General features: G+C 68.9%; 15 protein-coding genes and 1 tRNA gene. 4 read left to right on the top strand and 12 right to left on the bottom strand.

The features are described from left to right. Positions 1 to 126: 126 nt before the first annotated feature. The 4 genes from CU254_RS28675 to orn all read right to left on the bottom strand — a co-directional run bounded on the left by CU254_RS28675 (position 127) and on the right by orn (position 2,543). Positions 127 to 1,083, bottom strand: coding sequence for a YdcF family protein (locus CU254_RS28675; RefSeq protein WP_234392756.1), 957 nt, complete (start codon positions 1,081 to 1,083; stop codon positions 127 to 129). Between the two features lie 341 nt (positions 1,084 to 1,424). Next, positions 1,425 to 1,553 carry a hypothetical protein gene (locus CU254_RS44705; RefSeq protein ID WP_255409773.1) on the bottom strand — a complete coding sequence of 43 codons (129 nt, stop codon included), beginning with the start codon at positions 1,551 to 1,553 and terminating at the stop codon, positions 1,425 to 1,427. A gap of 234 nt (positions 1,554 to 1,787) precedes the next feature. Beyond that, positions 1,788 to 1,860: transfer RNA gene (locus CU254_RS28670), tRNA-His, on the bottom strand. A gap of 74 nt (positions 1,861 to 1,934) precedes the next feature. Further along, positions 1,935 to 2,543, bottom strand: a complete 609-nt coding sequence (gene orn / locus CU254_RS28665; RefSeq protein ID WP_009081683.1) for an oligoribonuclease — start codon at positions 2,541 to 2,543, stop codon at positions 1,935 to 1,937. A 118-nt stretch (positions 2,544 to 2,661) separates the two neighbouring features. Between orn and CU254_RS28660 the strand changes: the two genes are divergently transcribed. Together CU254_RS28660 and CU254_RS28655 are read left to right on the top strand one after the other, a co-directional pair. Continuing rightward, positions 2,662 to 4,194 (top strand): helicase HerA-like domain-containing protein, encoded by a 1,533-nt coding sequence (locus CU254_RS28660; protein WP_037715129.1) that lies wholly within the window; start codon positions 2,662 to 2,664, stop codon positions 4,192 to 4,194. Between the two features lie 74 nt (positions 4,195 to 4,268). Continuing rightward, positions 4,269 to 4,655 (top strand): DUF3224 domain-containing protein, encoded by a 387-nt coding sequence (locus CU254_RS28655; RefSeq protein ID WP_009081679.1) that lies wholly within the window; start codon positions 4,269 to 4,271, stop codon positions 4,653 to 4,655. 118 nt (positions 4,656 to 4,773) lie between these two features. Here CU254_RS28655 and CU254_RS28650 read toward each other — a convergent pair whose 3' ends face one another. The 4 genes from CU254_RS28650 to CU254_RS28635 all read right to left on the bottom strand — a co-directional run bounded on the left by CU254_RS28650 (position 4,774) and on the right by CU254_RS28635 (position 9,016). Continuing rightward, complete coding sequence (locus CU254_RS28650; protein WP_009081676.1) at positions 4,774 to 5,730, bottom strand: S1C family serine protease; 957 nt, start codon at positions 5,728 to 5,730, stop codon at positions 4,774 to 4,776. Positions 5,731 to 6,530: 800 nt separating this feature from the next. Further along, a complete protein-coding gene (locus CU254_RS28645; RefSeq protein WP_159396486.1) occupies positions 6,531 to 6,785 on the bottom strand; it encodes a hypothetical protein in 255 nt (84 codons plus the stop codon). Positions 6,786 to 6,894: 109 nt separating this feature from the next. Beyond that, positions 6,895 to 8,217: a M20 family metallopeptidase gene (locus tag CU254_RS28640; protein ID WP_037715125.1), complete on the bottom strand. Its 1,323-nt coding sequence runs from the start codon at positions 8,215 to 8,217 to the stop codon at positions 6,895 to 6,897. Between the two features lie 37 nt (positions 8,218 to 8,254). After that, entirely contained in the window at positions 8,255 to 9,016 is a 762-nt protein-coding gene (locus CU254_RS28635) for a class I SAM-dependent methyltransferase (protein ID WP_037715123.1), read from the bottom strand. A 166-nt stretch (positions 9,017 to 9,182) separates the two neighbouring features. Here CU254_RS28635 and CU254_RS28630 point away from each other — a divergent pair, with 166 nt between their 5' ends. Then, on the top strand, positions 9,183 to 10,109 hold the full coding sequence (locus CU254_RS28630) for a DNA-3-methyladenine glycosylase (protein ID WP_009081670.1): 927 nt from the start codon (positions 9,183 to 9,185) through the stop codon (positions 10,107 to 10,109). Positions 10,110 to 10,316: 207 nt separating this feature from the next. Beyond that, a complete protein-coding gene (locus CU254_RS28625; RefSeq protein WP_009081668.1) occupies positions 10,317 to 11,033 on the top strand; it encodes a M50 family metallopeptidase in 717 nt (238 codons plus the stop codon). Between the two features lie 121 nt (positions 11,034 to 11,154). Here the strand turns inward: CU254_RS28625 and CU254_RS28620 are convergent, their stop codons facing one another. The 4 genes from CU254_RS28620 to CU254_RS28600 form a co-directional block, all read right to left on the bottom strand. After that, a complete protein-coding gene (locus CU254_RS28620) occupies positions 11,155 to 11,754 on the bottom strand; it encodes an LppA family lipoprotein (protein WP_009081667.1) in 600 nt (199 codons plus the stop codon). After that, on the bottom strand, positions 11,751 to 12,767 hold the full coding sequence (locus tag CU254_RS28615; RefSeq protein ID WP_037715121.1) for an alpha/beta hydrolase: 1,017 nt from the start codon (positions 12,765 to 12,767) through the stop codon (positions 11,751 to 11,753). Before CU254_RS28615 ends, CU254_RS28620 begins: the two co-directional genes overlap by 4 nt. Before the next feature lie 66 nt (positions 12,768 to 12,833). Further along, complete coding sequence (locus CU254_RS28610) at positions 12,834 to 13,445, bottom strand: hypothetical protein (RefSeq protein WP_037715119.1); 612 nt, start codon at positions 13,443 to 13,445, stop codon at positions 12,834 to 12,836. A gap of 528 nt (positions 13,446 to 13,973) precedes the next feature. After that, positions 13,974 to 14,342 carry a hypothetical protein gene (locus CU254_RS28600; RefSeq protein WP_009081661.1) on the bottom strand — a complete coding sequence of 123 codons (369 nt, stop codon included), beginning with the start codon at positions 14,340 to 14,342 and terminating at the stop codon, positions 13,974 to 13,976. Positions 14,343 to 14,534 lie beyond the last annotated feature (192 nt).

Here is a 14,534-nt window from a genome sequence, read left to right as displayed (position 1 = left end):
GGCTTGCGGACTCCGGCTCGGTCTTCGATGCGGCACCCTGGCCGCAGGTCGCGCTGATCAGTTTCGGAGCACTCTTCGGACTCGCCGCGACGAAAACGTTTCGCTCGAGCCGGTGCTGCGCAGCCGTCAGCGGAAGGCGAAGGCGAGACCGACGCCGGCGACCAGTCCGGTGATCGCGAGGTTGACTGTCCGGTACCTCAGGAAAATCGCCAGGAACTCCCGGATCGTCGCGCTGGGCCAGTAGTAGGAAGAAGTGCGGGAACCGGTCACCTCCCCGTTGACCCCCGCCTCGCGGGCGATGATCGCGGTGCGAAGGACGTGGAAGTTGTTCGTGACGATGACGCATCGGTAGCCGGGAACGCGTTCCGCCATCAGCCGGCGGCTGAATTCCAGGTTCTGCTCGGTGGTTTTCGAACGGTCTTCCCGCAGCAGGGCCGAATCGGGGATACCTCCGGCGCGGAGGTACTCGGCCATCGCGTGCGCCTCCGGTTCGCTTTCGCCGGGGCCTTGCCCGCCCGAGGCGATGATCACCGGGTCCGCGCCGGCGGCGCATTCGGCCAGATAGACGGATTTCGCTTTGTCCAGCCGGCTGGCGAGCAGTGGCGGTACCCGCCCGCCGATGATCCGGGAGCCGAGCACGATCACGAAATCCACTCCGGAGCGCGGCGGCAGAAGGCTGTAGAGAAAGGCATAACCGAGGTAGCAGCAGAACAGGAAACCCAGGTAGGAGAACAAGGCCAGCGCGGTGAGCCCGATCGCTCCCGCCACCGTGTTCTGCGTGTGGTCTGCCGTCACGAGCAGTACCTCGAGCGCCAGCATGCCGAGCCCGGTCAGCAGCGACAGGAGGTTCCCCAGGCTTCGGCTCTCCCGCCGCAGCATCGTCACCCCGTTCGCCACCAGGAAAACGGCGAGCACCAGTACCGTGGCGAACGGCAAAAGCAGAACGGCGGCGGAAACGACTTCGGCTCCCGGCAAAGGGAGGCGGTCCATCTCCATCAGCAGCGCGAGGACGAGGCACGCGGCCGACAGGCCGAGCAGAACCGCATTGCGGAACTGCCGCCGGTCGCGCCGGATGCTCGCCACTGCCAGTATCAGGAACAATGCCGCGATGGCATAGCACATCAGGCCGACCGGTTTCTGTTGCGGAACGCGGGAACTGTGCCGTCAGCGGAACTCGTCGAGTTCGCGGACGAGCACCAGAATAACCGCGGGGAAGCCGAATCCGGCGTCGAGCGCGCTACCGGGCTAACCGGTTCGGGTGCCTTCGATCGGCCGGATCACCGTTCGCGCGGGTGGCTGACGCCCCAAACTGCGGGTGCACGCGGTGACGCAGAGAAGAAGCACAACGGCGACCCCGAGCGGGCGTGCGACGACTGTGTCGTTTTCTCCCGCGGTTGTTCGAACGCGATCGTCTGCTACCAGGCCTACCCCCACCCGACGGAACCGTTGCGCGGCACCGCGTCCGGCGACAAGATCACCAAGCCGGACGCAGTCGGCGTCGTGATCTCGATCTGGCCGGGTTCGCCGGGGTGCGCCTGGACGGTGACCTCCACGACCACGGTGTGCCTGCCGGGCGGCCTCCAACACCGGCGCCGCGGTTGCCTCGACAATGCGACGAGCCAGACAAGGCAGGCTCGTGTCGGCGTCCGCTGTGAGCACGATGCTGGAGTGCCCGAGCGAGATCGTGGCCCGGCGTGACCTGCACCACATCGGCACCTGGCACAGTGTCCGGAAACGACAAAACCCCGGCCTCTCCGAAAAGGATCTCGGTGAAGCCGGGGCGTACGGGTGGCTAACGGGGCTCGAACCCGCGACCTCCTGGACCACAACCAGGTGCTCTACCAGCTGAGCTATAGCCACCATCTGGCAAAAGATCTCGCGATCACCTTGCTGGAAGCAATCCTAGCGGGTGCCCGCGAGCGATTTTCAGGGGGTCACCCTCGGTGGCGTTCCAGCACTTCGGCGGCGGCGGCCTTGGCCTCGTCGCTCGTCGGGCCGGGCTGGGGGACGAAGGCGATCGCGCGGTAGTACTCGAGTTCGCCGACCGACTCCTTGATGTCCGCGAGCGCGCGGTGGGCCAGGCCCTTCTCCGGCTTGGCGTAGTAGATCCGCGGGTACCAGCGGCGCACGAGCTCCTTGACCGAGGACACGTCGACCATCCGGTAGTGCAGGTGCCTGTCGAGTTCCGGCATGTCGCGGGCGATGAAGCCGCGGTCGGTGGCGATCGAGTTGCCGGCCAGCGGCGCGCTCGCCGGGTCCGGCACCCATTCGCGGATGTACTCCAGCACGCGCTGCTCGGCCTCGGCGAGCGTGGTCGTCGAGGCGCGGACTTCTTCGGTGAGTCCGGACTTGGCGTGCATGTCGTGGACGACCTGCGGCATGCCGTCGAGCTTGGCGTCGTCGGCGTGGATGACGATGTCGACGCCCTCGCCGAGCACGTTCAGGTCGGCGTCGGTCACCAGCGCGGCTATTTCGATCAACGCGTCCTTGCCGAGGTCCAGCCCCGTCATCTCGCAGTCGATCCAGACAAGATGGTCGTTCACCCGCACCACCCTAACCCGACACGGGGATATCAGCGGCGTCACCTGGGCTTCCGGCGCGTTACGCTCGGTCAGCCAGTGCAACGAGGTGTGATTTCGGACTCGGAACGGGGTGCGGCCAGTGGCCGAGCAAGCGTCGGGACCAGCGGCGGAGATCGCGCAGGGGTACGTGAGCGACGGGGCGGCCGTCGAGCTGGGCGCGGTGGTGATCGACGGGAAGACCGAAGCGTCGGCCGCGGTCCGGCTGCCGCTGGCGACGCTGAACCGGCACGGCCTGGTCGCGGGCGCGACCGGCACCGGCAAGACCAAGACGCTCCAGCTGATCTCCGAACAGCTGTCCGCGGCCGGGGTCCCGGTGGTGCTGGCCGACGTCAAGGGCGACCTGTCCGGCCTGTCCGCGCCCGGCGAGGCGAGCGACCGCACCGCGAAACGGTCCGCGGAGCTGGGCGACGACTGGGCGCCAGCGGCGGGTCCGGTGCAGTTCTTGTCGCTCGGCACCAGCGGCGCCGGCGTCCCGGTGCGCGCGACGATCACCAGCTTCGGGCCGGTGCTGCTGTCGAAGGTGCTGGGGCTCAACGAGACGCAGGAATCGACGCTCGGCCTCATCTTCCACTGGGCCGACCAGCGCGGCCTCGCCCTGCTGGACACCAAGGACCTGCGGTCGGTCATCACGCATCTGACCAGCGACGAGGGCAAAGAAGACCTCAAGGGCATCGGAGGGGTGTCCGCGGCGACGGCGGGCGTCATCCTGCGCGCGCTGTCCAATCTGGAGGCCCAGGGCGGCGAGGAGTTCTTCGGCGAGCCCGAGCTGGACGTCCACGACCTGATGCGCCAGCAGGACGGCAAGGGCGTCATCACGCTGCTGGAGCTGGACAATCTGCAGTCCAAACCGGCGCTGTTCTCGACTTTCCTGATGTGGCTGCTGGCCGAGCTGTTCGAGGAGCTGCCCGAGGAGGGCGACCTCGACCAGCCGAAGCTGGTGTTCTTCTTCGACGAGGCGCACCTGCTGTTCTCCGACGCCTCGAAGGCGTTCCTCGAGCGGATCGAACAGACGGTGAAGCTCATCCGGTCGAAGGGTGTCGGCGTGTTCTTCTGCACGCAGCTGCCGACCGACATCCCGAACAACGTGCTCTCCCAGCTGGGCGCGCGGGTGCAGCACGCGTTGCGCGCGTTCACGCCGGACGACCAGAAAGCGTTGGCGCGCACGGTAAAGACGTATCCGAAGTCGCCGCACTACGACCTCGAGACGGCGTTGACGTCGCTCGGGATCGGCGAGGCGATCGTCACCGTCCTGTCCGAACGCGGCGCGCCGACGCCGGTCGCGTGGACGCGGCTGCGCGCGCCGCGGTCGAAGATGGGCTCGATCGGGGCGGACGCGATCCGGGCGGCGGTGGCGTCGTCGGAGCTGAACGCGAAGTACGGGGAGACGATCGACCGCGAGTCGGCGTACGAGAAGTTGGCGGCGAAAGCCGTGCCAGCCCCGGAGTCGGCTGCGCAACCCGAGGCGCCGGCCGCGCCCAAGCCGGAGAAGGAAGAGCCGGGCATGCTCTCGCAGGTGTTGAGCAACCCGGCGGTGAAGTCGTTCATGCGCTCGGCGGCGAGCTCGCTCGGGCGGGAGTTCTCGCGCGGGCTGTTCGGCAACCGGCGGCGTTGAGATACCTGACAGGAGATGGCAGGTATCGGCGGTTGACTGCGCGGGACCCGAATGACCGGCAGAGGAGCAGAAGCATGACCAGGACCGCCGTCGCCGCCTTCGAGCTGGACAAATGGGAGCCGCAGGCGCAGGACGAGGCCGGTGGCACGGCGTTCGCGCGGGTGTTGATCGAGAAGACGTTCACCGGCGCGGTCGAGGGGACCAGCCGGGTCGAGATGCTGACGGCGTCGAACGAGACGTCGCGCGCGTACGTCGCCTTCGAGCGTTTCACCGGCTCCGTCGACGGGCGGAAGGGCAGCTTCGTTCTCCGGCACACGGCTGGCGATGAAGGGTTGTCGCTGGTCCTGCTGCCCGGCTCGGGCGCAGACGAGCTGGCCGGCATCTCCGGCTCGGCCGACATCGCCGTGGACGAGGCGGGCAAACACACGTTCACGCTGGTCTACGAGCTGCCGGGCGCGTGAAGAAGCCGCTCTCTCCGGGCCCCGAATTTCCTGGAGAGAGCGGCCAGGTTTCCTCACCGTCCCGAAGCGAGGAGCGGAGGCGGTCCGCCCCGACCGCGGTCCGCCGCCGAGGTTCCGGTCAGCCGTTCCCGATCTGGTCGACGATCTTCTTCGCGTCGTTGATCGGGATGGCGAACCCGATGCCGACGCTGCCGCTCGAGCCGCCCGGGCTGTAGATCGCGGAGTTGATGCCGATCACCCGGCCCTGGCTGTCGACGAGCGCGCCGCCCGAGTTGCCCTGGTTGATCGAGGCGTCGGTCTGGATCGCGGTGTAGCTGGGGCCGGACGTGACGTTCGAGGTCTGCTGGCTGAAGGGCGAGTTCCGCTGCTCGCCGTCGCCCCCGACGTCGGAAAGCGGCCGGTTGAGCGCGCTGACGATGCCGGTCGTGACGGTGTTCTGGAGCCCGCCCGGCGACCCGATCGCGATGACCTGCTGCCCGACGGCGAGCTTGCTCGAATCGCCGAGCGTCGCGGCGGTGAGCCCGCTCGCGCCCTGAGCCTGCAGCACCGCGATGTCGCTCTTGGTGTCCGAGCCGACGACCCTGGCCTGGTACTTCTTGCCGTCCGACGTGGTGACCGTGACGGTTTGGGCACCCTGCACGACGTGCGCGTTGGTGAGAATCCGACCGTCAGCGGTCAGGATGACGCCCGAGCCGATCGCCGAGCCGCGCCCGGTCGTGACGTTCACCTGAACCACGCTGGGCACCACCTTCGCGGCGACGGTGCTGACGTCTGCGGAGCCCGTGGTGTTGCTGATGGTCTGCCCAGTGGCGGCGGACGACGCGGTGGTCGAGGATGCGCTCGAGTCACCAGTCAGCCCGACGATCGCCGCCCCTGCACCACCGCCGAGAAGAGCTGCGGCGAGCGCGGTGGCTCCGACGAGGGCCGCCAGCCGGCCGGGTCGCTTCTGCGGACCGGCCAGGGCCGCGGGTGGTTGCGCGGGTTGGGGCATCGGTCCGTAGTACGTGGTGCCAGGTTGGTGGCTCTCGGCCGGGGGTTGGCGATCCTCGGCCCCGCTTTGGCGAGGTTCGGTCACGCGGTACGTATCCGGTGCTCCGAGCTGGTAGTTCGAGGCGTCGGACTGGTGGCGCGAGGCGTCGGACTGGTGCTGCGGGGTTTCAGGATAGTGCTGCTTGGTGCCGAGTTGATGCTGCTGGGCCGCGGCTTGGTGATGCGGGGCTTCAGGACGGTCCTGCTGGGTGCCGAGCTGATGCTGCTGGCCCACAGCTTGGTGGTGCGGCGTCAGTGGCTGATACTGCGGGGCACCGGTTTGGCGGTGTGCGGCCTGCAGATCCGGCAGGGGCGTGTTGCCCGGCCCGGGCTGCATGGCAGCAGCCGACCGAGGCACCTGGACAACACTCGGTCCGACGGCTGGCGCACCGCCGGGCGTCTGCGCACCGCCAGGTGGCTGTGCACCGCCGGGCGTCTGCGCACCGCCAGGCGGCAGCACACCACCTGGCGTCTGCGCACCGCCAGGCGGCAGCACGCCACCGGGCGTCTGCGCACCGCCAGGTCGCTGCGCGTTGCTTGGCGGCTGCGCGTTGCTCGGCCCCGCCTGCTGAGCGCCCGCGGCCGCCTGCTGTCCAGGACGCGCTCCGCCCTGACCGGCAGGACTGCCCCCGCCGTCACGAGGATGCCCCTGCCCGGCGCCGAACGGACTCGACCCGGCCCGATACTGCCCATACTGCTCACTGCTCTGGTGCGGCTGGCGCCCACCGGGGATAGCGGGCCCGGGCCGACTCTCGTTCTCGGTCATGAACCAAGACTCGCGCCCGCCCTTATGAGCAGCCTGTGGAAAACCCTCAGGCTTTCCTGAGAAGAATCGGCTGAGAATCCTCAGCTGATTCTTCGACAGTGGCATCCTCGTCCGTGCCGTGCCGTGCCGTGCCGTGCCGTGCCGTGCCGTGCCGTGCCGTGCCGTGCCGTGCCGTGCCGTGCCGTGCCGTGCCGTGCCGTGCCGTGCCGTGCCGTGCCGTGCCGTGCCGTGCCGTGCCGTGCCGTGCCGTGCCGTGCCGTGCCGTGCCGTGCCGTGCCGTGCCGTGCCGTGCCGTGCCGTGCCGTGCCGACAATGCCCGCCGCCGCTGGCGTCACAGCGTCAGTCCCAGCGAAAACCCTCGGCCCAACCCGTCAACCCGCCTGTGGCGCACCTCCTCTCCGACCTCCCGGCCCATCTTCCTTCCCTCGTCCTTCTCAACACCTGTCAGTCGAAGAAACTCGGCACGTCCAGCGCCCCTCCCGATGCCTCGAACTCGTCGTGCACGGCTTTGCGCAGTTCCGCGTCGGCGAGATAGTCGGCGGCCGTCAAAGCCAGTCCCAGCGCACCGTCGACGACCGCCTGATCACCCGTCGGCGACCCGGCAGCCTCCGCGAACTCCTTGGTGTGCAAGGCGACCGTCGGCCCGGACACCGCGATCATCGGGTGCAGTGCAGGCATGCGGAAGGACAAGTTTCCGAGGTCCGTGCTCCCGGTCAGAAACTCCGGCACGATGCCCGGCGGCAGCGGTTTCCGCCCGGTGCCCTGCTGATTGACCGACCACCGCCCGGCGAGCGTCGTGTTGAACCGGATCGGCAGGTACGCCGGCTGTGCGTCCCAATGCAATTCCACCCCGCAGCCAGTCATCTCGGCCGCGCCGTGGGCGATCGCGGTCATCCGCTTGGCCAGGTCGCGCAGCGTCTCGGGATTCGCCGATCGGAGATAGAACAAAAGAGCAGCCCGGGCGGGGATCACGTTCGGCCGCGCGCCGCCGTCGGTGAAGATGCCGTGCACCCGGTCGCTCGATGGCAACTGTTGCCGCAGCGCGGACACTCCTTGATAAGCAGCCACTGCCGCGTCGAGCGCGTTGCGTCCCATGAACGGCTGTGCCGAGGCATGCGCGCCGACGCCGTGGAACACCATCTCCAGCTGCCGCCTGCCGAGAAACGGGTGCAGCGCGATGTCGTGGCTGAACGGGTGCAGCATGATCACCGCGTCGACGTCGTCGAAGACTCCAGCGCGCGCGAGCGTCTCCTTGCCGCCACCGCCTTCTTCCGCGGGCGTGCCCAACAGCGACACCCGTCCGCCGAGTCGTTCGGCCACTGCCGCCGCACCGAGGAAGCCGCCGGCTCCGGCAGTGCAGATAACGTTGTGCCCGCAGCCATGCCCCAAGCCAGGCAACGCATCGTACTCGGACAGAACAGCGATGTGCGGCCCGTTGTTGTCCGGAGTTCCGGTGCGCAGCGCGGTGTCCAGCCCGCCGAGCCCGACGGTGACTTCGTGCCCGTGAGCGCGCAGCAACTCGGCGAGAGCGCCGACCGACCGGTGTTCGGCGAACCCTTCTTCGGGATGCGCGTGCAGATCCTGGCTGAGCGCGACGAGTTCGCTCGCCCGGGAACGTACTTCTTCTTCAACCGCGGCACGGGTTTCCGCGTCGGCTCCAGCGAAGTCGGAGCCGAGCGGTTCGGCGGCAGCGACGGCGTCGGCGGTGGCTTCGATGAGGGAACGGAGGTGGCTGTCGTCGGGCGGGACAGGTGCGGCGTGGGTCATGCGGGAAATGCTATCCCTGAACCCTGACAAAAATGGATCACTGCACGTCAGACAGCCGACCGGAGACGAATTGGGCGACGCCGAAGTACTGTTCGCGCACCTCGTCGAAGTCACGCGCGTGCAAGCCGGCGGCGATCTCCCCGCGGTCGAACATGCGTTGCCCGCTGACGATTCCTCCTGCGGTGTCAGCGATCCGGGCGGGTTGGCAGTCTCGGCGGGCACTCGTGAGCAGGACGATCCGGCCGCCGGGCCGCAAAATCCGGGCGAACGAATCGAGCGCGCGTTCCGGCTCGGCGAACATGTGCAGTGCGGCGAAACAGCAGACGGCGTCCACAGTGGACGAAAGCAGCGGCGGTTCGACCGCGTCGGCGCGAAGATAAGCCACGTTAGGCGAATCGGTTTCCTCGACCGCGCGCGAAAGCATCGTGCGGGCACCGTCCAGGCCGATCGCGAGCCCGTCCGGGCCCACTGCATCCCCGAACGCGCGCGTGAACCGGCCGGTCCCGCACGCGACGTCGAGCACGATCTGACCTGGCTGCAGCGCAAGCCGTTCGGAGGCCAGCGCGACCTCGTCGGCCATGCTCGGGCCGCTGGGGCCTTTGAGGACGCGGCCGAGCACGGGCCGCCAGTAACGTTCGTAGACCTGCGGCAGCAGCGTCGTGCGCATCAGCCGCTGAGTGAGCCCGGTGGGCGGGCCGGCCTGGGCGGCGTCGCCGAGCGTGTCGAGGAAGCCGTCGGCTGTCGTGGCCGGCTCGCTGAGCAGATCGGCTAGTCGTTGCTGGGTGCGGTGGGGCGGCACGGGGGTCCTCTCGGTGGGGTTACCGGCAGTATGCGACATGAACTGCTCACTCGTTCGAGTGAAGATCTGTCCGATCAAGCGTTCGAGGACCGGCATTGTCGGTGCCTGTTCCTAACGTCGTCCGCACGGTCTCCGACCCGCGGAGACCAGCGAGGAGGACTGACTGATGACCGCACCGATCCTGCGTCCGATCGACCTGCCCACCGGAGAAATCGCCGTGCACGGGGCTTTCGACCTGAGCGCCGCGTCGCAGTGGCTCGCCGGGGCGGGCCCGGCCGGATCCTTCGCCGTCGAACCGGGCGTGCTGCGGATGGCGTTCCCGGTGGAGGGGAGCTGGACTCACGCCGGGGCCGCGATCCGGCAGAGATCCCCGGGCACGGTCGAAGTCGGCGTGGCCGCGCCGGTGGAGATCGCCGCGCGCGTGGTCGCACAGGTGAGCCGGATCCTGTCGCTCGATGTCGACGAATCCGGGCTTGCCGAGGTCGCGAACCGCGATTCGGTGGTCCGGCGGCTGCACGCTCGCCACAGCGGAGCGCGGCCGGTGCTGCATTCGTCGCCGTATGAAGCGGCTTGCTGGGCCGTGCTCACCCAAGGCATGCGGGTCGCGCAGGCGAGGCGATTGCGCGAGCAGCTCGCCGTGCGACATGGCCGTCAGGTAGGCGAAGACGGGCCGTTTTCCTTTCCCTCGCCGCAGATTGTGGCCGAGTTGGGGGACGAACCTTCGGTAGGCCCATTCCGGCTGGCCCGCCTTCGAGCTGTCGCGCGAGCAGCCGTTGACGGCCGCCTGAACGCCGACGAGCTGCTCGCGCTGCCGATCCCCGACGCGCTGAACCGGCTGTGCGCGATCCCGGGCATCGGCGCGTTCGCCGCCGAGCAGATCTTGCTGCACGGCGCGGGGCATCCCGATCTCTTCCCCCGGCTGGACACCCAGCTCCACCAGGTGCTGTGCGCCGAGTACGCGTTGCCTCCCGACACGCCGCCGGACGAGCTTGAACCGCTGGCCGAGGACTGGCGTCCGTATCGGTCGTGGGTCGCCCACCTGTTCCGGTTCGATCGGCTGAGCGCCTCGGCGTCCGGGGAGGTGGCGGACTGAGCGGTGTTTGAAGTCGCGGATCGACGGAAGGGAGACGCCATGGAGTGAGGCGGCGCCCATACCGAATCGCGGTCGACGGGTGCCACCCGGGCACTCGCAGCGGCCAAATAGGGCCTGTGGTGAGGTGTCCGCGTGACTACGCCAGTACTCGCCGTCTCGACTGTGCTCAGCGCCCGACCGGGCACCGGGGAAATCTCCGGTGCGGCCATGGCAGCGGGCGCTGGGACAGTCGGTGCGGCGCTGGAACAGGCGAACACGCCGAGCGTCATCACGTTGGTCACCGGCGGGATCGCGTTGCTGGTGGTGCTCGCCGGCGGGACGCCGTGGCGGTTCGCCCGCAACGTCATCACGATCGTGCACGAGGCAGGCCACGCGCTGGCCGCGGTGACGGTCGGACGGCGGCTGCGGTCGATCCGGCTGCACTCGGACACCTCTGGGGTCACCGTGTCGCGCGGCAAGCCCGAGGGACCGGGCATGGCGTTCACGGCCTTGGCCGGGTACGTCGCGCCGTCGGTCCTTGGGCTGCTGTTCGCGAGCCTGGTCGGAGCTGACCTGATCACCGCGGTGCTCGTGCTGGTCGCGTTGCTGCTGCTGGGTGTGCTGATCATGGTGCGCAACGCCTACGGCGTGTTCACGGTGGTGGCGAGCGCCGTCGTGCTCGGGCTCGTGGCTCTGGTCGCGCCGAAGGTGGTGCAGGCGCCGTTCGTGTATCTGCTGACGTGGTTCCTGCTGTTCGGCGGGGTTCGGCCGGTGGTGGAGCTTCAGCTCAAGCGGCGGCGCGGCCAGGCGCGGGACTCCGACGCCGATCAGCTGAGCCGGTTGACCGCGGTGCCCGCGGTGTTGTGGGTGCTGGTGTTCATCGTGCTGACGGTGAGCTGCGTCATCGCGGGCGGGCTGTGGCTGTTGCAGCCGTTGGCGTTGTGACGCGGTCGCCGTGGCGCTGGCTCGCGCTACGGCGATGCGATCCCAGCGGCTCGGTGACGGCGAAGGCAGAGCAGACCCCGACACAAGCGGCGCACCACGGAGACGAGGTCTTACGCCCGCGTTAAGGCGCGGTCGAGGGCGTGCCGCGTTTCTTAGCGGAGGGGAACAGCCTGCATCCGATGTCAAGACCAAGACTGGTGTTGAGCGCGGTGCCGAATGAGATGGCTCCCTCGTCGGTTCTGTTGTGGAACACCGCGTCGTGCGATCCGGGTGCGTCGTGCAGTCGCTGCGGTCGTGGGTCGAACCCGTAGCGCTGCGCGACGGTCCCGATGACAGTGAGCGCCTTCTCGTAGTCGGCGTCCGGCAGGTTCCCGGCCACGACGTGGTCTCCTAAGCTTGCAGTCTCGCCGTCATTGCCGATCCCAGGGAACCGTGCGCCGCATCCCGCTCGGGATCCGGTGTTGTTTTTGCTGGGTGCCCAGGGCTCCAGCTTGGGTATGGCGGCGGTGAGGGCTTGGCGGAGTTCGGTGTCGAGTTGCTGGTATTGCTGGCGGACTTGGTCGGTGTCGGGCAGTCGCATCAATGCGGTCCAGACTTCTGCGGGGTCTCGGTCCACGTTGTCTCCTGGAAAGGGCGATTTCTCGACGCTGCACGCGGTCAGAGCGGCGGCGGTCAGGGCGACGGCGAGCGCCGCGTGCAGGCGACTGGGGTGCGGGGTCATCGGGGGCCTTCGGCGAGAACGGTGCCCTTGTACTGGGCGAGGTCGGGATGTCCGGTGGTGATGGCGGCCATGTTGTACATGCTGGTCGATCCTGGGTCGAGGTAGCCGCTGTGGCCTTCGGTTGCGTTGAGCGGTCCTGCTTCGGTGACGCTGGCGTCGGTGGACATCTGGTGGTAGCTGCTCGCGTCCGGGCTGAAGTAGGGGCTGGGCCCGAGCGCTCCGGTGTCGCCGTAGTTGGGGACGAGGGTGTCTCCGGCGTCCTGTGCGGCGAAGAGGTGGCCTTGCGGCACCTTCAGATGTTCGGCGCCCTGGCCGGGGGAGCCGAACAGCATCGCGTCCTGCACCGGGGTGTCATGGCCGAGGGCATACCCGGTGGTGCTGGAGCCGTAGCTGTGCCCGAGCGCGGTCAAGTGCAGCGGCGTGTTCGACGCCTCGTGCCCGGCTCCGATCCCGTTGTAGAACTTCGCGAGGCTCTCGCCCCCTGCCTGCGCCGCGTGGGGCGCGAACACCGACTGGCCGGGATTCGCGATCTCGCTCCACTGCGGGGCCTGGTACCCGATCCACGTCACCGCCGCCGTCGGACCCCCGCCGTGTCGGTCTTCAATTTGACCAGCCATTCTCTTCAGATCGTCCATGTTTCTGTCGTAATCAACGAGGTCGCCGTTCACCGTGGTGGTGAATCCCGGAGTGAACACGGCGACGTTCGTCGCTTTGTCCACGTCGCCGACCGCGATCGCGGCCTCGACCCGGGAATGGGCGGTGTCGAAGAACAGCAGCTGCCGGTTTCCCTTGGCCAGGGTGTCATGGACGGCGTCGAGCGAGGAAATCTTGTCGTTCAACGCGTCCAGCCGGACTTGCAGGTCATGGTGCTCGTTCTGCTGTTGCGGATCGGACATTTTCAGCCCGTCCATGCGGCGCTGGAGGTCGTCGCGCTGCCGTCGCAGGTCCGCGTAATCCCGGTCGAGCACGACCCGGTTCGCCTTGTCCCGATCGACGGCGGGCAGGCCGTCCATTGCGCCGATCTGCCCGGGCCGGTCGCGGATGAGGGCGTCTCGGGCGGAGGCGGGCAGGGTCGCCCACTACGCCGCGTTCTGGGCCGGGGTCGCGTTCGGCGGCGGCTCCGGGAACGTCATCCCCGCCGCGTTCAGCCCGTCGGCGGCGGCCGCGGCGACGGTGGATTCGTTGCCGGTTCCGAACTGGCCGGCCGCGGCTTTGTCCAGGACTGCGGCGAGGTCGCTGTCGATGTCTTCGGCGGTGCGCAGGATCTGCGCGATATCGTCGGCGAGCTGCTGCTGTGCTCGTGCCCGGTCCTGCGGGTGCAGCTCCGGCGGCGGGTCGCCTGCGTAGACGCACACGATCGCGCCGTCGGCGGTGATCGCGAACCCGTACTTGCGGGCCAGCTCGTCCGCATTCTTGATCGCGCCCTGCACCGCGAGGATCGCGTCGGCGGCCTGCCCGACGGCTTTGCCGATCGCGGCGACACCGGCGACGTAGGTGTCCAGGCCCTGCATGTGGGTTTTGTGCTGGGCGGCCGCGCCCTCGGCGGCGGGGCCGCTCCAGCCGACCACCGGGAGAAGTTTGCCGTAGTCGTCGCCATCGTTGGTCAGGACCTGCACCTTCGCCTGCACGCCGGAGCAGATCTCGTCCAGCACGCCCGGGTTCCAGGCGCGCACATCGGCCAGCGACACCATCAGCGCGGCCCCCGCATCGTCGGCGGCACCGGGAACACCCCCGCGGCGGCCTGGTCTCCGCGCGCGTACCGGTCGGCAGCGACTCCCAGATTCTCGCCGAACCGCTGGGCCTGAGCACACCACTGGCCGAACGTCGCCGACAACGAATCCCGGCAGCCCCCGGCCGCCGCTGCAGCCTTCCCGCTCCGCACCGCGCCCGAGATCCGCCCGACCAGCCCTGCACAATCCCCGCCGCGCAGACCGGCCGTTTTCTCCCCCGCGGACCGCCCAGCCGCTCTCAACGCAGCGGGCACACTCGTAAACCCCATCGGCCTCCCCTTCCCATAACCGAGAGTCACGGTACGGGCACCGGAGCTCGGAGATCAACGGCGGCTCCCCTCAAACCGGGGGCTAGCCAGCGAACACGCGAAGGCCTACCTAGGCGCAGCTAGGCAGAACTACTCAGGAGGAGGAGAAGCGAAGCGCGACACGACCTGGTTTGCCACGTCCAAGGACCCGTGAACGCGAGAGGGCCCGGCCGAGCAGCGGCTAGCATGGGGCCTTTCCACCGGTTGTCGAGCCGAGCAGCGACCGCGCGGACGCCCTCTCGTATTCGGTGCAGCCTGAGCCGCGGAGGCCGAGGTAGGGCGTGTACGTCGAGCCGAGCAGCCGCGAGCCGCAGTCGGCGACGGGCTCCAGCCCGTCGCCGTACGCCTGGATCGTGCGGTTGCCGTACTTGGCGTACTGGCGGGTGTGGATCCACTCGTAGTTGATCACGTCGAGCATGTACCCGCACGGGACCTTCGGCGAGATCCGCACCTGCATACCGCCGGCCAGGTCGACGATCCCCCACAGGTTGTCGGGCGGCTCGGCGATCATCCACGTGAAGCCGCTGCGGCCGATCGCGAGGTGAAGCACTTCGGTCTGTCGGATTCGTCTCCCACGATGTCCCCCTCGTGCCGAGCCAGTGCAGAGGGATCGCAACCGGCGCGGGGACTGTTACGCAGCCGACCCGGCATCACCGCACACCCCCCTCGCACGCTGCCGGTAGCCGCGGCTCCAGGCAAGCGGGCCGGTGATGCCGTCGAGCGCGGCCATGAACGACCGGGT

This window comes from Amycolatopsis sp. AA4 (assembly GCF_002796545.1).
GTDB lineage: Bacteria > Actinomycetota > Actinomycetes > Mycobacteriales > Pseudonocardiaceae > Amycolatopsis.
The sequence above is the reverse complement of the archived record's forward strand: the minus strand, read 5'-3'. Positions and strand labels throughout refer to the sequence as shown.

Bases quoted from the DNA above. Each gene is read 5' to 3' on its own strand.
- CU254_RS28655 (WP_009081679.1), top strand. From the start codon at position 4,269: ATGACCAGGACCGCCGTCGCCGCCTTCGAGCTGGACAAATGGGAGCCG.
- CU254_RS28640 (WP_037715125.1), bottom strand. From the start codon at position 8,217: ATGACCCACGCCGCACCTGTCCCGCCCGACGACAGCCACCTCCGTTCC.
- CU254_RS28630 (WP_009081670.1), top strand. From the start codon at position 9,183: ATGACCGCACCGATCCTGCGTCCGATCGACCTGCCCACCGGAGAAATC.
- CU254_RS28625 (WP_009081668.1), top strand. From the start codon at position 10,317: ATGGCAGCGGGCGCTGGGACAGTCGGTGCGGCGCTGGAACAGGCGAAC.
- CU254_RS28620 (WP_009081667.1), bottom strand. From the start codon at position 11,754: ATGACCCCGCACCCCAGTCGCCTGCACGCGGCGCTCGCCGTCGCCCTG.
- CU254_RS28615 (WP_037715121.1), bottom strand. From the start codon at position 12,767: ATGGACGGCCTGCCCGCCGTCGATCGGGACAAGGCGAACCGGGTCGTG.
- CU254_RS28610 (WP_037715119.1), bottom strand. From the start codon at position 13,445: ATGGTGTCGCTGGCCGATGTGCGCGCCTGGAACCCGGGCGTGCTGGAC.